Source organism: Petralouisia muris (assembly GCF_004793545.1).
In the GTDB taxonomy this organism is placed as follows: Bacteria; Bacillota; Clostridia; order Lachnospirales; family Lachnospiraceae; genus Petralouisia; species Petralouisia muris.
On the sequence record NZ_SRYA01000030.1, the window covers coordinates 36744 to 59744 of the forward strand.

The following is a 23001-nucleotide window of genomic DNA, read 5'->3' on the forward strand; positions in this document are numbered from 1 at the left end:
AACCGGGATTTGAAAGGAGAAGCAGTATGTACAGTTTAGAAGATAGAAGTCAGGTTATTACAATCGGTGGTATGGAACACAAGCTGATTCTTACCACCAAAGCAACAAAGGATATTACCAAGCGGTATGGCGGTTTGGAGAAACTCGGTGACAAGCTGTTGAAGAATGCAACGATGGAGGAATCGTTGGGAGAGGTTATTTGGCTGATTGCGTTGCTGGCAAATCAGGAAATCCTCATCCATAATTTACAGCACAGGGATGAACCGAAACCGCTTCTTACAGAAGATGAAATAGAACTTCTTACCAATCCGTATGAACTGGCAGAATATAAGGATGCAATCATGGCAGCAATGTTAAAAGGCACGAAGCGTCATGTGGAATCCATGCCGGAGAAAAATGAAAAGGGAAACGCACAGACCGGGCAGAGCCACCAGAAGTGAGCTTTGCCCGGTTCGTGTATATCGGAGTAACACAGTTACGGAAACCGGAAGAGGAAGTGCTTTTGACACCGCTTGGCGAACTCATGGATCAATGGGAACTTCACAAACAGTTTCTTGGAATTGCGAAGCCTAAGAGGGAGGTTTTCATTGAGGATATCATACCGGAAGGCATCTAAGGAGGTGTTTGGATGGCTGAGAGTTTCGGTGTCAAGATGGGAGTTGAGGGCGAGAAGGAGTTTAAAAATGCCCTAAAGGAAATCAACTCCGCTTTCAAGGTGCTTGGTTCAGAAATGAATCTTGTCACATCGCAATTTGATAAAAACGATAAATCCATCCAGTCCTTAAGTGCAAGAAACGGTGTGCTGACAAAGGAGATAGAAGCACAGAAAAATAAGGTGCAGACGTTACAGGCGGCACTTGAGAATGCTTCATCTTCTTTTGGGGAAGCGGACAGCCGAACCAGAAGCTGGCAGATACAGCTGAACAATGCACAGGCTGATTTGAATAAAATGGAGTCTGAATTGAAAGCTAATGAGGATGCCATTGACAGACTGGGACAGGAGATGGAGGAAGCAGAAGAACAGACGGAGGATTTTGCAGAATCACTTTCAGACAGCGGAGATGTGGCAGAGGATTCATCTGGTAAGTTCGAAAAGGTCGGTTCTGTTGTCACAGGAGTCGGCACGGCTATCGCAGCAGCGGCAGCTGCTATTGGTGCTGCCGTGGTGGCAGCAAGTGTGGAACTGGTAAAACTGGGTGATGAATATAACAAAGCGGTCAATCAGATATCCGCATCCACGGGAGCAACAGGCACGGAATTGGAAGAACTTGGTGCAATCGCACAGAAGGTCTATACCAATAATTTCGGTGACAGCCTTGAGGATGTAGCAGAGGGTTTATCCGTTGTACAGAAAACAACCGGACTTGTGGGGGATGAGTTACAGAAAGCCACAGAGTCCGGTTTTGCTTTACGTGATACCTTCGGATATGATCTTCAGGAATCGGCCCGTGCCGCCAATGCACTGATGAAGAACTTTGGTGTGGCGGCAGAGGAAGCATATAACATCATTGCAGTCGGCGCACAGAACGGTGCAGACCAGAATGGGGATTTGCTCGACACCTTAAATGAATATTCCGCACAGTATTCCGCATTGGGATTGTCAGCGGATCAGTTTGTTACCGGACTTATCAATGGTGCAGAAGCAGGTGTTTTCTCCATTGATAAAGTCGGTGATGCCGTTAAGGAATTTAACTTAAGGGCAAAGGACGGAAGCAATACAACTATAGAAGCATTTCAGGCACTTGGGATGAATGCAGATGAAATGACGAAACGGTTTGCTGCCGGAGGAGAGAGTGCCGAGGAGGCCTTCTTCGAAGTTGTGAATGCCTTAAATAATATGGATGACCCGATTGCAAAGAACACGGCTGCGGTTAATCTGTTCGGCACACAGTTTGAAGATTTACAGGCAAATGTACTTCCCGTGCTTGCCGGGATGAAAGATGGGGCGGCTGCAAGCTATGATGCCCTGTCGCAAATCAATGAAATAAAATATGCGGATTTGGATTCTGCATTGGAGGGAACGAAACGCTCCATCGAGGGTGTGTTCCTTCCAACGGTAAGCCAGATGTCCGCAGGAATAACGGATGTATTTTCCACACTGGGAAATGCAATCAATGAAGCAAACGGAGATTTCAGTCAGATAAGTGTGGCAATCGGAACAGCCATAGGAGACGTGGCAGCCATTATCACAGAGCAGATGCCGATGTTCCTTGAGTTAGGACTTAATATCGTGACCTCTATCGGAGGTGCGATTCTGGAAAATCTGCCGATTTTGATTGAGTCTGCGACTAATATTGTACTGACCATTCTGAATTCACTGATAGCCGCCCTTCCTCAGATAACCGAGGGAGCTTTGCAGTTGGTACTGACATTAGTCAACGGAATTCTTGCGAATCTGCCACAGTTGGTCGAGGCTGCGATTCAGATGATTGTCACACTGGCAACCGGAATCGGAGAGGCACTGCCACAGCTGATTCCAACTATAGTTGATGCGGTGGTTTTAATATGCACCACTTTGCTAAACAACATGGATAAAATTCTGGATGCCGCTTTTTCTATCATTACCGGATTAGCCCAGGGACTTCTGAATGCACTGCCGAAATTGGTGGCTGCTTTGCCTCAGATTATTTCGTCCATCATCAATTTCATAACCACAAATCTGCCTAAGATTATTGAGATGGGTGTTAAATTGGTGGTTCAGCTGGCGGTTGGATTGGTTAAGGCGATACCACAGTTGGTGGCAAGTTTACCTCAAATCGTGACAGCCATTATTTCCGGTATTGGAAAAGCTGCGACCTCTATTGTGAGTGTCGGAAAGAATATCGTGACAGGACTTTGGAGTGGTGTTTCTTCCATGATTTCGTGGGTAAAGAACAAGATTTCCGGTTTTGTTGGGGATATCGTTGGCGGTATCAAGAGCCTGCTCGGTATCCATTCACCATCCCGTGTATTTGCCGAAATTGGTGACAACATGGCCAAAGGTCTTGGCGAGGGCTTCACGGATGAAATGGATAAGGTGTCAAAAGATATTAACAATGCCATTCCTACAGACTTTGATGTAGATGCGAGGGTAGGAGCAAATACACAGACTTCCGGTTCGGGAAGTGGGGGAACGGTGATTACTTATACCGGCCCGCTTGTGAGTGTGGCACAGATGGTAGTACGAAGTGAGGATGATATCAGAAAGGTATCACAGGGACTGTATAACCTGATGCAGTCAGGAACGAGGGCACAGGGAATTATACCAATCACCTAAGAAGGAGGAGAAGCATGGGATTTTCATTTCAGGGGATTCATTCAAAGGAAAAAAAGCTGAAAGCAAGAATTACGGGATATCCCATGCTTCCGGCTTTCAGAAATAATACGGAAAGCATACCGGGAAGGTCAGGGATACTGGATTTTGGAATGGAGTATTCCGAGCGTATCATTTCGGTGGAATGTTCCGTGTTCCCGGAGCAGGACTTTTCTGCTCTGGTACATAGAATAGATGAAATTAATGGGTGGCTGAATCCGTATAGAGGGGTTCAGCCATTGATTTTTGATGAATATCCGGACAGATATTTTATGGCGAGACTGAATACGGAAATCAGCATGGAAAGGGTATCACGGACAGCAGGTACGTTTTCTTTAGAATTTATCTGTCCTGATCCATTTGGTTATGCCGTGGAGGATGAGGTGTTTTCTATTGTAGCAGAGGGCAAGACCACTGTGAACAGGCAGAAGGGAAACCTCATATCTGAACCGATTTTTGAGTTAAATGCAATTATGGACAGCACTTCTTCTTATGTGGATATCGAGGTAAATGGAGAGTTGGTTCAGGTGAAAGGAAAACTTGCGGAAGGAGAAACCTTTGTGCTTGATACGGCAAAGCTGACGGCTAAAGTTGTGGATTCCAATACCGGGGAAACCTTGAGGAATGCTCTTTCACAGCTTGACGAGTTGGTGTTCCCGGAACTGAATCCTGGCGGTAATGAGGTTCTGGTTTCTGTAAGTGGTGCAACCTTTACGGGACTTACGATACAGGGAAGGAGCAGGTGGGTGTAATGGGATTAAAACTGCTTGTAAATGCAACCGAGGATTTCACGGGAGAATTTCGTAAGACAGTCAATACACAGGCACAGTGGAAGATGAATGATTCACCGAGCAGTGATGATGTAATTCTGCACGATTCATCCGGTTATGCGAGGAATTTTACTATCAATGGCTGGTCGGGAACGACAGCATCGACCCGTGACGGAAAACTGGGAAAATATTTTCGATTCAATACAGTAAACCCGGCAACGGAAAAAACACATCTTAGGGCAACGAATACGGGAGATTTTTTTACAGCATTAGGAAAGAGGTTAGTGGCAGGAGGGTGGATATACCCGACTACTTATTCGGTAGGGACAACATTTGTACCTATTTTCAGTACCAGAAGCGGTCCAGGCAATCCTCTGTTTTATATTTCCCTTCGTTCAGGAAGATTGCGAAATATGCTTTATGATTCTTCCGGTACGTTGATTCATGATGTCATTGAACCGGAGCCGATGGGAGTGGTGCTTAAAAATAATGGTGCGTATTTTATTGGAACGGTCATTGATTTGGAGAAAAAGACCGTACAGAGCCTTGTTTGTGACAGAAGCACAGGGGATGTGTTTCAGACAGAAATCCGTTCTTTTACCGGGGAACTGAACCCTTCCTGTACTGCAGATATCGTCATGGGAATGTATGCAGATAGTTACTACTTTGCCGGAGGATTTGATGACTGGTTTTACGAAACGGATTCTGATCTGACGATTGCTGATTTGGAAGCACACTTTCTTTCCGGCTTATTGGCAAATGGTGCAGATGTGGACTCGTCTGTGGATGCCATATCAAATCCGGGAAGTGTAACCTTAAAGCAGACGGATGGAGTATATGCAGAAAGCGGTGTTCTTTATACAAGGATTTTAGACCTTGGGGAAGGTGGTCTTGCCGGAGCGGGAAAGATACAGCTTGTAGGTACAGTGGATGCAGGAATTACTTCTATTTCGGAAGTTAGGACAAGAACATCGGATTCTTTGGAAGAAGCATCTTTTTCAGATTGGGAAGCGGTCGGAACGGATGGAGTGATACAATCTCCAAATTTAAGATATATTCAGATACAGATGACGCTTTCTACAACAGATACCTCTATGACACCGGAACTGAGTGCAATTCAGATATATGAAACACCAAAGGCTCCCTATTCTAAATTGGGATATGCAAGGCCGGTGGTGTTAAGTGACAGCGGTATCAGGGAAGCAGTATTGGAAAATGCTTATGACATTATTGTTACGAGTGAATTGAATGGTTCTGACTATTTGGAATTTTCCATTCCATTCAAAGATGGGAAGCGGTCATATCTTGATAATGAAAAGAAACTGCAGATTACTAAGGATATTTATCGTATCCGAACAGTCACGGATGATAAAGGTGAGGACGGAAAGACGGTAACGAGCATTTATGCGGAAGCTGCGTTTTATGACCTTGCGTATTCTGAAAAGAAAAGTGAACAGATATATGAAGCGGAAACAGCAGAAAAGCCGATGGCTTATGCACTGCAGGGAACCGGATGGAGTGTTGGGAAAATAACGGTATCAACGAAACGTTCCTGGCAGTCCACGGATAAAAATGCCCTTTCCATGCTTCGTACCATTCAGTCCATTTATGGCGGTGATTTGGAGTTTGACAATGTAAATAAACAGGTCAGCCTGCTGACACAGTCAGGCAGCAACAGCGGTGCTGTGTTTGCTTACCGCAAAAACATGAAATCCATACAGAGAGTTGTAGACACCCGAAGCCTTGTGACAAGGCTTTATGCCTACGGTGCGGATGGTATGACCTTTGCAAGTATCAATAACGGAAAGGAATATGTGGAGAATACCGAATATTCATCCGAAATCAGAGTATCTACTCTGGATTGTTCTTCTTTTACGAATCCCTATCAGATGCTTGAATATACCGAAATGAGACTGGCTGATTATTCAAAACCGAGCATTTCTTATGTCATACAGGTAATGGATCTATCGGTGTTAACAGGATGGGAGCATGAGAGTTTTGGTATTGGTGATGTGGTAACTGTGGATGACAAAGACTTGGGAATCCGAATCAGTACCAGAATTATCCGCATGGACTATAATGTGCAGGAGCCTTGGAAGACAGTTATTGAGCTTTCCACCAAATTAAAGGAACTGGGTGATTCTTCTGCTTCATGGGAGAAGGCAGCAGATACCCTCTCCTCATCAGATTTGCTGGACAGACAGGAAATGAAGGATTTGGTGGTAAACAACCATTTGTTGAATTCCAGAGCAGATGACGGATTCAGCTATTGGCAAAATTCCGGTTTTGATGTAGACGGAGAGAACGGTGCTTCCGGCAATGCAAGTTTTAAGTGTGTGGGAGCGTTGAATACCACAAAAACACTGTCGCAGGAAGTATATCCGGCTACCAGAAGCAGCTACACAGTATCGGCAAGCAGCGCAACCGAGAATCTGAAAAAGGGAGCAAATGGAAGGGTTGGCATTGAACTTATCATTGAATATGAGGATGGTTCGGAAGAAACAAGATTTGTAGAGTTGTATTAGGAGGAATGAGCCATGTATTTTACGAGGTCGGCAGGAGCGGTCAGTGTTACCGGAATAGAAAAAGTGAAAAAACTGACGGTAAGGGTAGTGGTGCAGGACTGTACAGGAACCGTGCGTTTTACGGATGTTATGCTGCAGGGTGGTTCGGTAGCAACTGCATGGGTTTCCCATGTGTCAGAGCAGAGGTACACCTTTGATGCACAGGAGGTGTGAGGATGGAGTTTATTCGATTTGCCGGAACAATCAATACACATGAAGAAAAGAAGGTGGCAAAGGCTACTGTAAATGTAATTTTAGAGAATTGTACCGGAACCTTTTATATAACAGATATCATGTTTCAGGAAGGTAAATGGCTGACCGGGTATGTGGTAAATAATCTGGAACTTTTGCAGAAAAATCGTGTGGATGGGGAGATAACACCTGTCCGCTTTTTTAATGGGATTGTCCGTTCCGGTGTTACAGCAGTGATCACTAATGACGGAGAAGTATCAGCCGGACTGAATTATCACATCATTCCAAAAGATACGATGGCAGCAGGAGACATGAGTGTGGCTCATAATTACGGAAGCCACAAGCTGACTCTGCAGAGCGTTTTTTTGGAAGATGATATTGTTGAAATTAATGCTGATGCAAGGGTGGCAACAAGGAATGGAAGCAGGATTAGGACTGATGGATTTTATTCTTATTCGGCAGCAGGGGACAGTAAACACCAGATTAAAGTAAAGGACAGGAAGTCAGCACTTGTGCGCATGTCTTTTCAGGAGATGGCATACGGGATTGGAGGAAAACGGATGTGAGAAGGGCAAGTAACCGAAATGTCATGGCATGGACATTCATGGGAAATACGAGAATGCATCAGGTGTTAAGAGAAAAAGGAAATAAGCTGTCTCATGTTGGTATTTTTACCTTTGAAGTTTCAGCAGATGGAACAATCAGCGAGACGGGAACTGCGGTCAACACCATCCTTCCTTATGTAAAGAAATGGCCACATATTAAATGGCTTCTGACCATTATGAATCATGGTACTGCATCTATTTTTACAGCACTCAGGGAGAATACGAATGGTGCACAGGATACGTTCATTTCAGAAATCGTGAGAATTATTGACAAATATCCGTGGTGTTCCGGGATAGATATTGATTTGGAACGTGGAGGGGAGTTGGCGAACCGAACAAAGGCAAATGCGCTGTTCTCACGGATTTACTCTACTGTAAAAGCAAAGGGAGCAAACCTTCATGTAAATATCTGCCTTCCGGGTATGACCAGTGTTGGCGGTTCAGTTGGCGGCGAGAATTGGTGCGTGTATGCCGATTTGGATGCATACTGCGACACAGCAGCAATCATGAGTTATGGTATGAGTTGGGCGGGTTCAGCACCGGGATCGGTATCTCCGAGAAGCTGGCTTGAAGGCATCTACAGTTATGCTGCCAATGCAATGAACCCGGACAAAATCATGATGGGGCTTCCCGGATATGGATGGAGATGGCAGATATACGATACTACGGAGAATCTTGGTACGACCTATCGGGGAACAAGTCTTACCTATTATGCTGCGAAATATTGGATGGAGGGCTTATATAATCATACAGGTGATGCACCGCCACAGCCATTTATTCCATTCTTTTCATATTGGGATTGGACGGATATGGTCCCTTGGGGACTGCTTCATGTATATGACTTTATGGAAGGATGGGATACGAGCAGGGAAACAGCAGAGCCGACAAAGCATGAAACCTATAGTGGCAGAAAATATCTCACAACTTATCTGAAGCAACAGAAGGTTACTTTCGGAGCAATAAGTGTTGATAGGAACGGTGTGCCAGATTCTTATTCAGGCAATGCAGTCATTGGAGAAGAATATGCGTCTGTTTTGGATGAAGAAGCGGTGCTGAAATACACATTTGAAGTACCAACAGCAGGAATATATGATGTGGCTGTCGAGATAGTCTATCCAAGATGGGATAAGAATAGCATCGGAATCAGTCTTGATGGGGACAGTCAGATGCTGTCGGAATCAAGGCTGTATTTCTTATATTGGAGAAAGAAATTCTGGAGGATATTAAAAAGTGGAGTCAGCTTGTCAGCAGGAAAGCACACCATTACAGTGTCCGGTGGGGTGCCTGGAGTGGTTTTTTATGGCTTTCGGGTATGTTCGGATTTTTCACAGAAAGCGACTGCCGGGGAAGTGTACTATGGATTGAAGCCAAGAAAATTCATGAATGTGACCGGAGAAATGGTACAGCCCGATAGAGCCTTTAAAGTAACTGCAGAGGTGCTTCGCAGAAAGCCGGAAAGTGCGCTTGTATGGTATGAAGATTTCTGTGATTATTCAGAAATCCCTACCAACTATTTTACAGTGCTTGACGGTTCGTGGAAGATTTGGAAAGATGAAAGTTCTGACCGTGTTCGTAAGTATTCGCAACTGGAAGGCAGCGGAAAACTGGCACTGGATTATGCCGGATTTTCTGAAATCCATGTGAGGGCGAGATTTGCCTTCAAATCATCGGGAGGCGGTAAAGCAGGAGTGTTTCTTGGAAGCATCTTCTGCTGTATAAATTACGATACCCAGTGTGTGGAGTTGTATCAGGGAAGTAAGAAACTTGGCAGTTATGCATCTTCTTTCAGTAAGACCTCAAATGCAGATTTACGGAGTGATCCAAGCCTATATACCGTGGAAATGAGAATACGAGGAAATAAGGTAAGGGTATATTCCGGTGCAGCCTACACACTGAGGTTTACAGCAACCATTACTGCAGAAACCGGATATGTGGGATTCATGGCGGAGAAGGGAGTGGTGTGTGACCTCTTGCGACTGGGTGATGCATGGTATTATGAACCTTATGAGTGTTTTGATATTACCTTCCCAGACGGAAGGCAGACTACTTTTGGAAGATGTACTCGTACCGGAATTTCATGGGATAATGAATTTGAATTGTTCCGTGTTAATTCTGATGTGGAGGAAATCAGCACAAGAAGCCAGGATATTTCTATGGATTACGACTTTTTCCATTCCCATGAAATGTCACTGGAATGTGGCAACGATTATGAAATGAAGGTAGTACCACATGATTTGAATGTCTGGCTTTCGAGGATGTATCTTGGAGATGCGGACGGTTTTTCTATTATGTATTACTCCGATGTGGACAGTATTGTCTATTGGGCAAATGAAGCAGCATACACCTATGGCGTGTCAGGGATTGCAATATGGAGTCTTGGTCAGGAAGATATGAGGTTATGGGACAGTATGCCGAATCAGATATAGTTCTGGAATCAAACAGCCTTTTGAGGGCTGTTTTTTTCATACCAAAAAACAAAGAAAGGCAGGTAACAATTATGAGACAGGCAGTAACAACAGTGCAGTATGTATTTGCAGGAATAGGAGGCTTTATGGGTTGGTTTCTTGGAGGACTGGATGGTTTTCTGTATGCACTCCTTATGTTCGTGGTCATCGATTATGCCACCGGGCTTATGGCAGCATTCGTACAGAAAAAGGTATCCAGCGAGGTTGGTTTTAAAGGCATCTGCAAAAAGGTGGCAATCTTCTGTCTGGTAGGTATCGGCCATGTGCTTGATACGCAGGTCATCCAGAACGGAAGTGTACTCCGCACCGCAGTCATTTTCTTTTACTTATCCAATGAGGGAATTTCCATTATTGAGAATGTTGCCCTTATCGGACTTCCGGTTCCAAAGAAGCTGAAAGAAGTATTGGAACAGCTGCATGAAGAAGCAGATGAGAAAAAGGAGGATGAATAACATGGCAGTAAAGGTATGTCTGGACGCAGGGCATTATGGTAAATACAACCGCAGCCCTGCGGTTTCGTCTTATTATGAGTCGGACATGACTTGGAAACTCCATAATTATCTTAAGAAGGAGTTGGAGTCATTTGGTATCGTTGTGGTAACCACAAGGACAAATCAGAATACGGACAGGGCATTGTATGAAAGAGGTGCGGCTTCCAAGGGCTGTAACCTCTTTATTTCTGTCCATTCCAATGCTGTAGGCAATGGTGTAAACGAAAATGTGGATTATCCGGTGGCATATGTTCTTTTAAATGGAAGCAGCACGGATATTGGTCTGAAGCTGGCAAAGGTTGTGGAAGCAGTGATGGGGACTGCCCAGAGTGGAAGAACCGCAACACGTCAGGGGACAAACGGAGAATACTATGGTGTGCTTCGTGGTGCGAATGCAGTAGGAACACCGGGTATTATTCTGGAGCATTCATTCCATACAAACACCAGAACAACAGAATGGCTTTCCAGTAACAGTAATTTGCAGAAACTTGCTAAAGCGGAAGCAGAATGTATTGCATCCTATTATGGAGTAAAGAAAAAGGAAGAAACCACATTTACAAAGATTATGGGTAATGCGGTGGCAACGGTGGAGCAGATGACAGCTTATATTAAAACAAAGAATCCAGATGTTACACAGTCGGTTGTTGATATGATTCCGCTTTATCTTTCGGAAGGAAAGGCAGAGGGTGTCCGTGGTGATATTGCCTTTGCACAGTCCTGTCTGGAAACAGGTAATTTTGGATTCTCCGGTTCTGCAGTTACGCTCGACCAGAACAATTTCTGCGGCATGGGAGTGACTTCCAATGGAATGAAAGGAAGTTCCTTTGATACACCACAGCTTGGTATCAGGGCGCAGGTTCAGCATTTGAAAGCCTATGCTTCCACAGTGGATTTGAAGAGTGAATGTGTTGATCCACGCTTTAAGTATGTCACAAGAGGCTGTGCCGAATATGTGGAGTGGCTTGGACAGAAAGAAAATCCAGACGGAAGGGGATGGGCAGTAGGAGCCGGATATGGTGCAAAGATTATTACAATCTTAAATGCCATGATTGGAATTAAAAACGAGACAGCAGAACCGGAGGAAGCCTGGTATCGTGTGCGTAAGACATGGACGGATGCTGCCACGCAGAAGGGTGCATTCCATAGTTTGGAAAATGCCAAGAGGTGTGCGGATGAAAATGAGGGATATTCCGTATTTGATGAATCTGGTAAAGTGATTTATTCCAATGATACATTTACACCGTATCTTGTGAGAGTATCCATCGAAGATTTGAACATCCGCAAGGGTCCGGGAACAGACTACGATAAAACAGGTAAGTACACGGGAAAAGGTGCTTTCACTATTGTGGAAGAAGCAGAAGGCAAGGGTGCGAGCCTTTGGGGGCTTCTGAAATCTTATCAGAAAAATCGTAATGGATGGATTTCTCTGGATTATGTTCACAGGATTTAGTTATTAACATTGGAGTATACAAATTAAAAAGAAAACGAAGTGCTACTTGACAAAAATAATGTTTTATGTAAAAATTAAAAACAGAATAAAGTTAGGAGGTAATTTCGTTGGACGTGAATAGAAATACTCAAATTGTAATCAATGATGATTTACTCAGAAAAATTGTTTATTGCATAGAGAAAGCTATCGGGGATGATTTGCAACAATATTTAAGAGAAAATCATCGGGAAACTAATAATGCGATTATACTTCTAAGAGGGGACAATATCAATACAAACTTAAGAACACATGTGGTGAAAGATGATATTGATCTTGTTCCTTTTCAGAGGTATGGTTGGTCTGGAAGAATGGTCATTGATCGAAAAGAGCATATTACCTATTCGATAATGACAGAAGGTACATTGTCTGGCGTTCCCAAAAAGAAAAATCGTGAAAATCCACACTATTTACAATCAGTTCTTTATGTCGAAAATAAGGATTGTATTGCGAAAGAAAGACAAATGACATTAGAAGATTTTGGAATCACGATTTTTGATACAGATGTGTTGGAACAGGATTTTGAAAAAATTAGTCAGGGAATGATTAATGTAGAAGAAGATTATAAACATTATATTATTGCATATAAAGCGGAGAATGGGGAAATCAAAGATATTAAACTGAGGTTTTTAGATAAAGATTTTAATATTGTAGATGAAGCGTCTCTTATGCAATATATTAAACCAGACTTTGCACGGCTTACAGATATTGGGCCTTCAGAAGATACAGACGAAGATGCGAAGCCGGATAAGAAGGGCTTAGTTGCTATAAAGAGTGGTATAAAGCCAAAACTTCGGGAAATCGAGAAAAAGGCCTGATAATAAATTCAGGAGATATTGATTATGATAGAAAAAAAGTTTTACGGTGAGAGATTAAGAAGTGCTAGAATGTATAGAGGGTTGACGCTTACTGAATTAGCGAAGCGGACTGAAATCAGTAAGCAGTCACTTTCTTTATATGAGAATGATAATAACACACCAGATTATATGAAAGTTAGGCTCTTGGCATCAGAGCTTAACTTTCCGTATGATTACTTTTTTCAAAAGGATAGTTATGCTGCAAAAACAGAAACAACCTATTTTCGTTCATTGGCAAGTGCTACAAAGAAAGATAGAACAGCGCAGAGTATTAAGTTGGAATATGTAGCAAAAATGTATGAGATACTTCTGGAATTCATTTCATTTCCTGAAATGAATTTACCAAGTGTTGATTTTGTAGGATGTGATGATGTATTTGAGTGTGAGAACGATGATGCAATTCAAGAAATAGAGGATATTGCTGTTCAAGTAAGAAAATATTGGGATATTGGTACTGGACCAATAAAGGATTTACAGTATCTTTTAGAAAAAAATGGAATAATTGTAACGGGATTTGATACCAACGAAGATAAAATAGATGCGTTTAGTCAGCGAACTATAGTGGCGGGAAATGATATTTATTTTATTGCAGTTGCATTAGGAAACAGACCAGAAGGCAGAATTCGCTTTGACATGGCTCATGAGTTGGGACACATATTATTGCATCCATGGAGTGAGGATCTGGAAGCTATAACAAAAGATGAGTTTAAAGCAAGAGAACGTCAGGCGAACATGTTTGCGAGTGCATTTTTGTTACCTAGAGACAGCTTTGGTAAAGACATTGCTTCATATCCTACAGATTTAAAATATTATCAGTTCTTAAAAAATAAGTGGAAGGTATCTATTCAGGCAATGATTTACCGGACACACCAGTTGGGCATTATGTCTGATAACCAGTATCAGTATTTAATGCGTCAAGTTTCAAAAAATGGGTGGAGAATTAAAGAACCTGGCGATGTACCATATTCCTTGAATGAAAATATATTTCAAGGAGCCATTGATTTACTGATAGAGCAAAATGTACTTACGGCGAAAGAAATATTGGATTTATTCAAAAAAAATGGAGTGACTTTATATCCGGAAGATATGGAGGAACTTCTTCATTTGCGTCCAGATACCTTAAAGGTAGAGGAAAAAGTTGTACCAATATTGCAGTTGCGAAAAAAATAAGTGATTAGAGTGATTAGTATGAAAAGATCAGGCGAAATGTCTGGTCTTTTTTTATTGAACAAGTTTGGATGGAGTGAAAAAAGAGAGGGTGGAAACCGCAGAATTGCTTGACTTTACAGGGGTTTAGAGTGATTTATACACTACCAAAAACGAAAGGAGTACTTATTTATATGGTGATTGCAGGAACGATAAATAGGGTGGCTTTTTACTGCAGAGTCAACCATCGTGACAGAGACTATGAAAAATATCTGGACGATGTAATGAGGCGGTTGGAAGAAGAATATGGAAAACAGAAATGGGATTTGCAGATATTCTTTGAGGAAGCTTCAGGAGCCGACCCGAACAGAAAAGAATTTAATCGTCTGAAAGCGGAAATCGCAGCAAAGAAGATAGATGTGGTGGTTACCATGAGGGCTGCCACGATTGCCCGTAACTGGGGACAGTTTATGGAGTTCATGCTGATTTGCAGTAAGAAAAATGTGGATGTGGTGTGCATTGACAAGGTAGAGGATGCACAAGCCATTTTCCGAAGGATTCAGGAGTTCCAGAAAAGGTTTTTTGAAGGAAGTGATGTAACGTGCGAGTAAAAGTGATTAACAAACGACCAGCTTCGGTCTTACAAAAGAAAATGGTTTGTGCTTATGCCAGAGTTTCCACAGATAGCAGAAGACAGGAAGACTCTCTTGAAAATCAGATGGAAACCTATGAGAGACTGATTACCGGAAATCCAGAATATGAATTTATCGGGGTATATGCTGATCAGGGTATATCCGGTTATTGTGAGAACCGCCCACAGTTCCAGAGAATGATGGAAAAGGCAAGGGCAGGAGAAATTGACCTGATTATTACAAAATCCATATCAAGGTTTGCAAGAAATACCGTCACTGTTCTAAAGTTCGCAAGGGAACTGAAGGAACTGGGTGTCGGTATTTTTTTTGAAGAACAGAACATTAACACTCTATCAGGGGACGGTGAGATGATGCTTGCCGTCCTCGCTTCTTTTGCTCAGGAAGAGAGCAGGAGCATGAGTGAAAACAATAAATGGTCCATTCGTAAAAAGTTTGAGAGAGGGGAAGTGATGATTACCACCTCCCGCTTCCTCGGTTATGACAAAAACGAGTACGGGGATTTGATTGTGAATCGAAAAGAAGCAGAAATTGTCAGTCTGGCTTTTGACCTATATCTGATGAATGTTGGCTCGTCAAGGATTGGCGAGCTGCTTGATTATTTGGGGGTAAAAACGGTGACGGGAACCACATGGGAGAGCGGGACCATTAACGGGATGCTTTGCAATGAGAAGTACAAAGGAGACTTCCATCTGCAGAAGTATTACACCCCTGAAAACAAAAGAAACCATACAAAGAAAAACAATGGAGAAGTGCAGAGTTATTACATTTCGGAAAATCACGAACCTATCGTATCGCCGGAAGTATGGGAAAGGGTGCAGGAGGTAAGGGAGCAGAGAAAGCGTGACAGGAACATTGGGCAGGACAACACAATGAAGTTCCAGAACCGCTACCCCTTAAGTGGAATGCTGATTTGCCCTTATTGCGGAAAAACGCTCCGGCGCAGACAGGTTTATAAAAAGAAAATCCAGTGGCTCTGCAGTACCTACATCGAAAAGGGTGTCAAGGCATGTAAGGGGATAAGGATTGATGATACCGAATTGCAGGGATTGAACATTACGGAACAGACAGTAGTGGAGGAGGTGATTCAGAATGGCAAGAAGCATTACTGTTATACCAGCAAAGCAGATTTCGACTGCGGAATCAGGAACAGCGCAAGCAGTACAGAAACTGAGAATGGCAGCGTACTGCCGAGTGTCAACCGACCAAGAAGAACAGTTATTAAGCTATGAGAATCAGGTCAATTATTACACCAATTACATCAGTGAAAATCCTCTTTATGAATATGCAGGGACTTATGCGGATGAGGGGATTTCGGGAACTAACACAAAGAAGAGGGATGAATTTAACCGCATGATTGTGGACTGTAGGGCAGGGAAAATTGATATGATTATCACGAAGTCCATTTCCCGATTTGCACGAAATACGCTGGACTGCCTGAACTATGTGCGAGAGCTGAAGGACCTGGGGATTGGAATTATTTTTGAAAAGGAAAATATCAATACCCTCGATGCAAAAGGTGAAGTGCTTCTTACCATTCTTTCCTCGCTGGCACAGGACGAGAGCCGCTCCATTTCAGAGAACTGCACATGGGGAATCCGCAGGAGGTTTGAAACAGGAAAGCATAAAATGAGTACCAAGCGTTTCCTTGGCTATGATGCGGATGAAACGGGTAAGTTGGTAATCAACAGGCTGCAGAAGCCGATTGTAGTGCGGCTGTATCAGGAATTTCTGGATGGAAAAACAACGGATTACATTAAAAGGATTTTTGAAAAGGAAGGGATTAAGAACTGGGATGGAGGCACAAAGTGGCAGGCTACAACCTTAATGAGCATGTTGGAAAATGAAAAGTACAAAGGGGATGCTTTGCTGCAGAAAAGTTATACGGTGGATTTCCTCACCAAGAAACGGACGCAGAACAAAGGGGAAATTCAGATGTTTTATGTGGAGGATGACCATGATGCCATCATTTCAAAGCGGATATGGGAATGTGTACAGCTTGAAATAAAACGCAGGAAAAAGTATCTGGAGGAGCATGGGACAAACTCCTATTCCCACCGGCCGGAAAGCAATCCATTTGCATCCAAGATAATTTGCGGAGACTGCAGTAAGGTTTTTGCACGGAAAGGCTGGCGGAGCAGCACGGGTGTTGACCGTAAGGTATGGCAATGCAGCGAACGCTACAAGGTCAAAGGAGTCATGGGATGTGCCAACCGTCACGTAGAGGAAGAAACGCTGATAAAGGCTTATCTGATGGCTTGGAACGCACTGGTGGAGAACAGAGAGGATTTCATGGAGCAGTGGACGGAGCAGCTTCAGAGCGAGAACCTATTGGAAGGTTATCGAGCAGAGAAGTTCATAGAATACACCGATGGAGCAGAACCTTTGACACAGATGGATACGGACTTCATGCTGAAAACACTGGACCACATCAAGGTTTTTGAGGATGGAACATTGTTGGTGGTGTTCTTGGACGGAACGGAGATTGAATGTAAAGATGAAGAGGAGTAAGAAAAGATGCCGATTGGGAGTTGCGATTCCTGATCGGCTTTTTTTCTTGCTCTTTTTCGGATAGTAAAATGTAGGTGGATGTGGTAAAATATATAGCGTATTTGAAGTGAATAGAGGTGAGTCGGATGAATCCGTTAGCATATTTTAAGATATCTAATAATGAAGATTGCCCATGTGGAAGCGGAAAAAAATTTAAAGAATGCTGCAAAGGAAAACCAGATCAGCAGCTTATACAGAGCAAGAAACCTCCAGAAGTACAAATTATGGAGCAGATGAGAAAAGCTATGGTTAAATGCTGTATGCATCCCGACCAAAGCAATTGTAATGGTAAGATAAAAAATGCTCATGCACTGCAAAATAATAAAATCATATCATTACTCGCAGGGACTGAACGCCATGTATATACTATGGATAAAAAACGACAACCACTTATTATACCTATTGAGGGCGAGGAACCGGAAGTGATGGTGGAGTTCTCCAAGGTTAGTGCGAATGATGCTACAACAGAAACTTGTTTTTGCGATAGACATGACAATATTGCCTTTGCTGTTATTGAAAAAGGAGCGCCAGATTTTGATGTAAATAGCGAACCAATGAAATTTGTCTATGCATATAAAGCCTTTATTTTTGAATACTATAAGCAGGAAGTTTCACATAAAATTTTTCAGCAATGTTTTAAGAAAAGACCACCTGTTTTTCAACTACCGCAGATGGTTGGCTTATATAGAGTGTCGCAATTACGCTTGAAAGAGTTTGAACCTGTAAAGAGGCATTTCGATTCAGAGATATTGTCTGGCACATACAATGGAATAGAAACTTGTGTAATAACTATTCCAGAAAGAATTAATTTTGCGAATTATGCATTTATAGCACCGGATTATGATTTGAATGGTAGAAGGATAAAGCATACTAAAAAAGGTGTCATGCATCGAATTGCTATAACTGCTTTTCCAGAGGATACAAAGTCATACATACTGTTGAGTTGTTTATCTACTGAGAAACATATTTATGCCAAGTTTTTTGAACAAATAAATAATGCACCTTTAGAAAAAATCAAATATTATTTTTCAATGATTTTACCTTTATTTTCGGAGAATATGGTGTTAAGTCCGGTTCTTTGGAATAAGTGGGATGATGAAATAAAAATGGCGTTTACTTTTTATGCAAATCTGAATGGACAAACATTCAAAAGATACAGTATTGCAATAGGAATGGGACTGAGAAATGCAGCAAATAGTAAAGTTCCATTTGATTACAGTAAAAGAGGAAAAATAGATTTGTTTAAGAAATAAAAGATTTTATTATCAAGAAACTTTCATAGCATGGATTATAATAAAAATACTTGCAGAAAATAATAGTTGGAAAGGAAAAACATGGATAGAAATACAATTGGAAATGAAATCGAGGCTGAAATAAATGCAAGCTATAGATATAAAAATTTGAGAGAACTTATAGATATACTGCTTTCAGTAATTATTCTGAAAACAGGAAAAAAGGAATTGGTAGGTATTGAAGAAAGACTGTATGTTTCCTTAGGTAAAATTTTTGATGGGGAGACTACTATAAATGATATAAAACTGTGTTTGTCTAATGTCATCAAGATAGAACCTCTTTTGAAAAAAATGATTTTACTTATTGATGAAGATGAATACGATAAGATAGTACAAGAGAATTTGGGTTTAGCACATGTAATTACTCAATTAGGTCTTAATCCAGATAATAAGAAATTAGATCGAAAGCCAGAGGACTATTTGTGCGATGGTAATTATATGGAACATGTAGCAAGATCATATGCATTAAGAAATAGTGAGTCGCACACATATGTAGGTTGGACACGAAGAGAAATATATACCAATTTGGATAGTGTGCTGATAACTTGTTTAAGAGCAGTAGAAATAAATAAAAAGGCATTGATCAGTAATCTGAAAAAGAAGAGTATTAATAATGAATTGAATATTGAAAATTACTTAAATGAGATTACACAGCAATTAAAAAAAAGAATGTCTAGATTTATTCATATAAGGGGAGAAGAGAATTTTTCTGTATTGGGTAGCTATGTTATCGAATATCAGGATGATACATCTGATTCTAGGAGGAGAAAAGGTACTGTTGAATACTTAAGAGATAATAGTATACCAGAACGAAGGATGATGATATGGGGCGAAGCTGGTATGGGAAAGACTACGACATTAGAATATTTAACATACATGGATGCAAAAAAAAGATTGAAAGATTCAAACTATAATATTCCCGTATTAGTTTTATTGGGAGTTATGACAAAAGCCACGTATACAATAAAACAGTATATATGTGATAAACTTGATATTGGGGTAGATATATGTGAATCTCTTTTAGAAGAAGGAAAAATCAATCTATTTTTGGATGGTTTAAATGAAATACCAGCTGATGCAGGCGGCAATTTAAAAACTTTAAGAATGCGCGAGATAAAGCAATTACTTAGAGATTATCCCAAAACATTTATTATAATTACTAATCGTCCACAAGATACTAGGGATTTTAATAATGTGCCAATTTTTAATTTGATAAAATTATCTAAAGAAGAAATGAGAGATTTTATTAAAAAAAATGTAGATGAAGAAGACGTGAAAGAACTTTTGTTTACCTCAATTAATGGAAGTGAGAGATTTGTGCAAATAATAAATACGCCATTGATCTTATCGAGGTTAATAGAGATTGTGCGATATAAGAAGGAAATTCCACATAGTGAAGGTGAAATTATCGCTGAATTTCTGAACTGCTTATTGGCAAGGGAAAAAGAAGAAAAACAGGATGCACGATTGGATATAAAGCGAATAATATACCTTTTGAGAATGATTGCATTTGAGAGTCTTGAAAAGAAAGAAGCAAATTCAGGAATGACAGAGTCAGAGGTACTGAAGTATTGTTCTAAAAGTATGGATACATATAGATTTCAGTATGATGCATTATATGCATTAGATATAGTTTTGCAATTAGGTATATTAGAAAAAAGAGAAGATTTATATGTATTTTCGCATCAGGCATACCAGGATTACTATTATGCTATGGAAGAATTGGCGGTGATACAGTCTTGAAAATAAGAAAAAATCAAATTAGAGATAAGTGTCAATCAGACAAGTATTATGCCTCAATAAAATATATGGCACACAGTTTACGTGGTAAAGATAGAGAAAATTTTATTATTACCGTTTGTGACCTTAATATTTATTTGGGGTGTATATGTGCTTTGACATGTGAAAAAAATGCAACGGTTGAGGAATATATCTGGAAAACTTTAAATAATTATTTTGAGCCAAGAAAAATAAAATTTTATGATAAATCTAGTGGGATATGGAAAGAAAATATAAAAAAACTGAATAGTAAAGATATTACATATTACCTTCTTGCATGCAATGTGATGGGTAATATGAAAGCGATAAAATGGTATATTTACAATCATGAAGTTGACAAAGCTATTATAATTCAGTTGGCAAAAAATATGAATGAAGAACAACTGGTAGATTTAATATACACACTTTATAGATCTTCTCAAAATTGGGATAAAATAAGAGGCATTGGTTCTACTAAAAGTTTGTTTCTGTATAAAAATGATCCGAGAATAAAAAAGATTCTTAGTGGGTTATGGTATAAAGATAGAGATGCATTTATACAATTAGCATACGATACAGGTTGGTTGGGAGATTTGGGAAAAAAGGCTCGCAAAGGAAACCGTATTTTTATCGAGTGTTTGGTTGGAGCAAATAAACTGCTGCTAACTATTGAGTTAATAGAAGAAGTGTTATGTGATTTGGAAAGTGATGAGAGTTCATATGATACTTTATTAAAATTAGTTTTAAAGGAAAAAGGTGAGAGAAAACAATTTGCATATATATTGTATATTCAAAAAATAAATAATGGATATGTAATGAAGGCTAAAGATTATGCTATTTTGAAAGGTTTAGGAAGGCCATCGCAAAAAATAGTCAATTATTTTATACCTTTTTTCTTAGATTTAGTAAATGGAGATTTTAGAACTAATATCAATCTTTTTGAATTAGGAGATGCCTTATCAAATGTTATAGTAAAACCAAATAAGATAACACCCAAAGTTGGATATGCGCGTAATAAAAATTTGAATATAGCATTAAAGACTACTAAAAATATAGATTTGAAAAAAGTGCTATTCTTTTACTTTAATACGACAATGTCCGTTAAAGCAAGTTTGGATGAGTTGTTTAGACTTTTGAATATGTATCATGATGTTCAACCAAGTGAGTTAATACGAGAACTAAAATCATTTCCAATATGGGTAAAGGCAACTGGAATAGAACAAGGCAAAAGCAATAATATAACAACGGAGAACTATCTTAAAATCGAGCCGCAAATTGTAATCGGAAATGTTATTTTAATGTCAATTGTTGACTATGATTATGTTTTAAAAGAATTTGTTGCTAAGCCATATACTGGCTCTATTTTTTAGAAATTAAGATAGTCACAGGAAGGGCAGACAGAGGTATGTAAGAAATAGTAGTTATATGCATAAATAGAGGCTATTACTATGATACGTTTATCTCTTTGCCCATTTGTTGAAAAAAACACTAGAATGTGGGGTAAATGCTATCCCCCTAAGTGGGGTATAAACCTTTTCGCAAAAGGTGACGGTTTCGCTATTTAGTATAAGAAGAAACTTTCACCGCATGTGGAGTGTGTCGTGTTGATGTCACGGATTGAGAAATAGAATAGCGGAAAAGTGTAGAAAACAAGGGGTTTCCGGGAGTTGGGACAGTTTGGAAAAATTGTTCCGGCTCTCGGATTTTTTGTTTGTTGTACTGTGCGGAAACATATCCACTGCTTTTTGGGTGGGATAGTTGAGTTGACAGGTTAGATATAGGATGTGTTGTGGAGATAAGATTGTTAAGGGTATGTTGGGTTGATAATATGAACATCATTCCAACGGCTGTATTGAAAAATTTCATGTCAATTAAGATCATAGATGTAAAAGAATAGGAGATATGAATATAGTGGATAACCAATATGGAAAGAATTTTTTTGATAAAAACATGAATAAAATTAAAATAAAATAACTCTTGATTTTAATATTATTTATGATATACTTAATTTCGTTAAACGAGTTAGAGAAAGGGGTGATTTATTGGATATTGATAAGATACCAAGGTGGATTCTTTCTTTGGAACAGGAGGATGTTACATTCCTAAAAAATTTTACTTTAAAATCTGGATCACTAAAAGAGATTGCAAAGTTGTATGGAGTGTCATATCCAACAGTCCGCCTGCGGTTGGATAAACTTATTCAGAAAATAGAATTAGGTGATCAACAGGAGGAAGAACCATTTCAGACATTTATTAAGGGATTGGCTGTTGACTCTAAGATTGATCTTGAAACTGCAAAAATGATTATTGAAAAGTATAAACAAGAAAAGGAGAAAGAATTATGATGGATTTGATTTTAGGTTTTATTATTGCAGGGTTGCTTATGGCTGTAGAGTACTTGCTCTGTACAAAATTAAAAAATCCGCTTTGGGGCGGGATTATTCCCGTCCTATTATTGGCAGGGTCAATTTTTGTATTTGCTTCTGGAAAAGTACCGTTTGAACGAAATTATTTGTTTCCATTTGTAGTAGTGAATACGCTGTTTTGGGGTGACTGGGCTACAGGGCGCGATCAATATAAAAAACTGAAAAAAGCGGAAATGGACAGGATGAAAGCAAAAGATATGTAACAGATGAAAAAAGTCAATAGGATTTTCTAAACATCAGAAAGCATGGGGAATCAAAGAACAGGATTCCCTGTGTTATCATTTTAGATGAACATACCATTATTAAGTTAACTGCATCTCTGGAGAAGATATATGAACTATTTTACTCAGATTCGATAGATAGTGTAGTCTCGGAAAGTCCATGAAGAAACAGAAAAGAATCATGTTATATGAATGGGAGTGACGGGGAGGAATAAAAAATGCTTATTTCTGAGTGG

Annotated in this window: 20 protein-coding genes; all 20 read left to right on the plus strand. The window is 40.3% G+C overall.

Features of this window, described 5'->3' with window-relative positions; all coding sequences use genetic code 11:
• Window positions 1–26: 26 nt before the first annotated feature.
• Complete coding sequence (locus E5329_RS15205) at window positions 27–440, plus strand: hypothetical protein (protein WP_135990347.1); 414 nt, start codon at window positions 27–29, stop codon at window positions 438–440.
• Window positions 437–616 (plus strand): hypothetical protein, encoded by a 180-nt coding sequence (locus tag E5329_RS15210; protein ID WP_009320836.1) that lies wholly within the window; start codon window positions 437–439, stop codon window positions 614–616. Before E5329_RS15205 ends, E5329_RS15210 begins: the two co-directional genes overlap by 4 nt.
• Window positions 617–628: 12 nt before the next feature.
• Entirely contained in the window at window positions 629–3256 is a 2628-nt protein-coding gene (locus E5329_RS15215; RefSeq protein WP_135990348.1) for a phage tail tape measure protein, read from the plus strand.
• Between the two features lie 14 nt (window positions 3257–3270).
• A complete protein-coding gene (locus E5329_RS15220; protein WP_135990349.1) occupies window positions 3271–4044 on the plus strand; it encodes a distal tail protein Dit in 774 nt (257 codons plus the stop codon).
• Window positions 4044–6587, plus strand: coding sequence for a phage tail spike protein (locus E5329_RS15225; protein ID WP_135990350.1), 2544 nt, complete (start codon window positions 4044–4046; stop codon window positions 6585–6587). The genes E5329_RS15220 and E5329_RS15225 overlap by 1 nt, the downstream gene beginning before the upstream one ends.
• Before the next feature lie 12 nt (window positions 6588–6599).
• Window positions 6600–6800, plus strand: a complete 201-nt coding sequence (locus E5329_RS15230; RefSeq protein WP_135990351.1) for a hypothetical protein — start codon at window positions 6600–6602, stop codon at window positions 6798–6800.
• A 2-nt stretch (window positions 6801–6802) separates the two neighbouring features.
• On the plus strand, window positions 6803–7384 hold the full coding sequence (locus tag E5329_RS15235) for a hypothetical protein (RefSeq protein ID WP_135990352.1): 582 nt from the start codon (window positions 6803–6805) through the stop codon (window positions 7382–7384).
• Window positions 7381–9849: a glycosyl hydrolase family 18 protein gene (locus E5329_RS15240; RefSeq protein ID WP_330572199.1), complete on the plus strand. Its 2469-nt coding sequence runs from the start codon at window positions 7381–7383 to the stop codon at window positions 9847–9849. Before E5329_RS15235 ends, E5329_RS15240 begins: the two co-directional genes overlap by 4 nt.
• Window positions 9850–9920: 71 nt before the next feature.
• The gene (locus E5329_RS15245; RefSeq protein WP_135990353.1) at window positions 9921–10340 is read left to right on the plus strand and encodes a phage holin family protein; all 420 of its coding nucleotides are present in this window, start codon (window positions 9921–9923) and stop codon (window positions 10338–10340) included.
• A gap of 1 nt (window position 10341) precedes the next feature.
• On the plus strand, window positions 10342–11829 hold the full coding sequence (locus tag E5329_RS30730) for an N-acetylmuramoyl-L-alanine amidase (protein ID WP_275443312.1): 1488 nt from the start codon (window positions 10342–10344) through the stop codon (window positions 11827–11829).
• A gap of 113 nt (window positions 11830–11942) precedes the next feature.
• Complete coding sequence (locus tag E5329_RS15260; RefSeq protein WP_081021313.1) at window positions 11943–12683, plus strand: DUF5986 family protein; 741 nt, start codon at window positions 11943–11945, stop codon at window positions 12681–12683.
• 24 nt (window positions 12684–12707) lie between these two features.
• Window positions 12708–13892: a helix-turn-helix domain-containing protein gene (locus E5329_RS15265; RefSeq protein ID WP_135990354.1), complete on the plus strand. Its 1185-nt coding sequence runs from the start codon at window positions 12708–12710 to the stop codon at window positions 13890–13892.
• 170 nt (window positions 13893–14062) lie between these two features.
• Window positions 14063–14479 carry a recombinase family protein gene (locus E5329_RS15270; protein ID WP_135990355.1) on the plus strand — a complete coding sequence of 139 codons (417 nt, stop codon included), beginning with the start codon at window positions 14063–14065 and terminating at the stop codon, window positions 14477–14479.
• The gene (locus E5329_RS15275; protein ID WP_135990356.1) at window positions 14470–15750 is read left to right on the plus strand and encodes a recombinase family protein; all 1281 of its coding nucleotides are present in this window, start codon (window positions 14470–14472) and stop codon (window positions 15748–15750) included. Before E5329_RS15270 ends, E5329_RS15275 begins: the two co-directional genes overlap by 10 nt.
• Window positions 15695–17029, plus strand: a complete 1335-nt coding sequence (locus tag E5329_RS15280; protein WP_135990369.1) for a recombinase family protein — start codon at window positions 15695–15697, stop codon at window positions 17027–17029. Before E5329_RS15275 ends, E5329_RS15280 begins: the two co-directional genes overlap by 56 nt.
• Before the next feature lie 125 nt (window positions 17030–17154).
• Complete coding sequence (locus E5329_RS15285) at window positions 17155–18321, plus strand: SEC-C domain-containing protein (RefSeq protein ID WP_117485830.1); 1167 nt, start codon at window positions 17155–17157, stop codon at window positions 18319–18321.
• Between the two features lie 81 nt (window positions 18322–18402).
• Window positions 18403–20103 carry an NACHT domain-containing protein gene (locus E5329_RS15290; RefSeq protein WP_135990357.1) on the plus strand — a complete coding sequence of 567 codons (1701 nt, stop codon included), beginning with the start codon at window positions 18403–18405 and terminating at the stop codon, window positions 20101–20103.
• Window positions 20100–21488 carry a hypothetical protein gene (locus tag E5329_RS15295; protein ID WP_117921335.1) on the plus strand — a complete coding sequence of 463 codons (1389 nt, stop codon included), beginning with the start codon at window positions 20100–20102 and terminating at the stop codon, window positions 21486–21488. The genes E5329_RS15290 and E5329_RS15295 overlap by 4 nt, the downstream gene beginning before the upstream one ends.
• Before the next feature lie 708 nt (window positions 21489–22196).
• Entirely contained in the window at window positions 22197–22463 is a 267-nt protein-coding gene (locus tag E5329_RS15300) for a DUF2089 family protein (protein ID WP_330572201.1), read from the plus strand.
• The gene (locus E5329_RS15305; RefSeq protein ID WP_135990359.1) at window positions 22460–22747 is read left to right on the plus strand and encodes a hypothetical protein; all 288 of its coding nucleotides are present in this window, start codon (window positions 22460–22462) and stop codon (window positions 22745–22747) included. Before E5329_RS15300 ends, E5329_RS15305 begins: the two co-directional genes overlap by 4 nt.
• Window positions 22748–23001 lie beyond the last annotated feature (254 nt).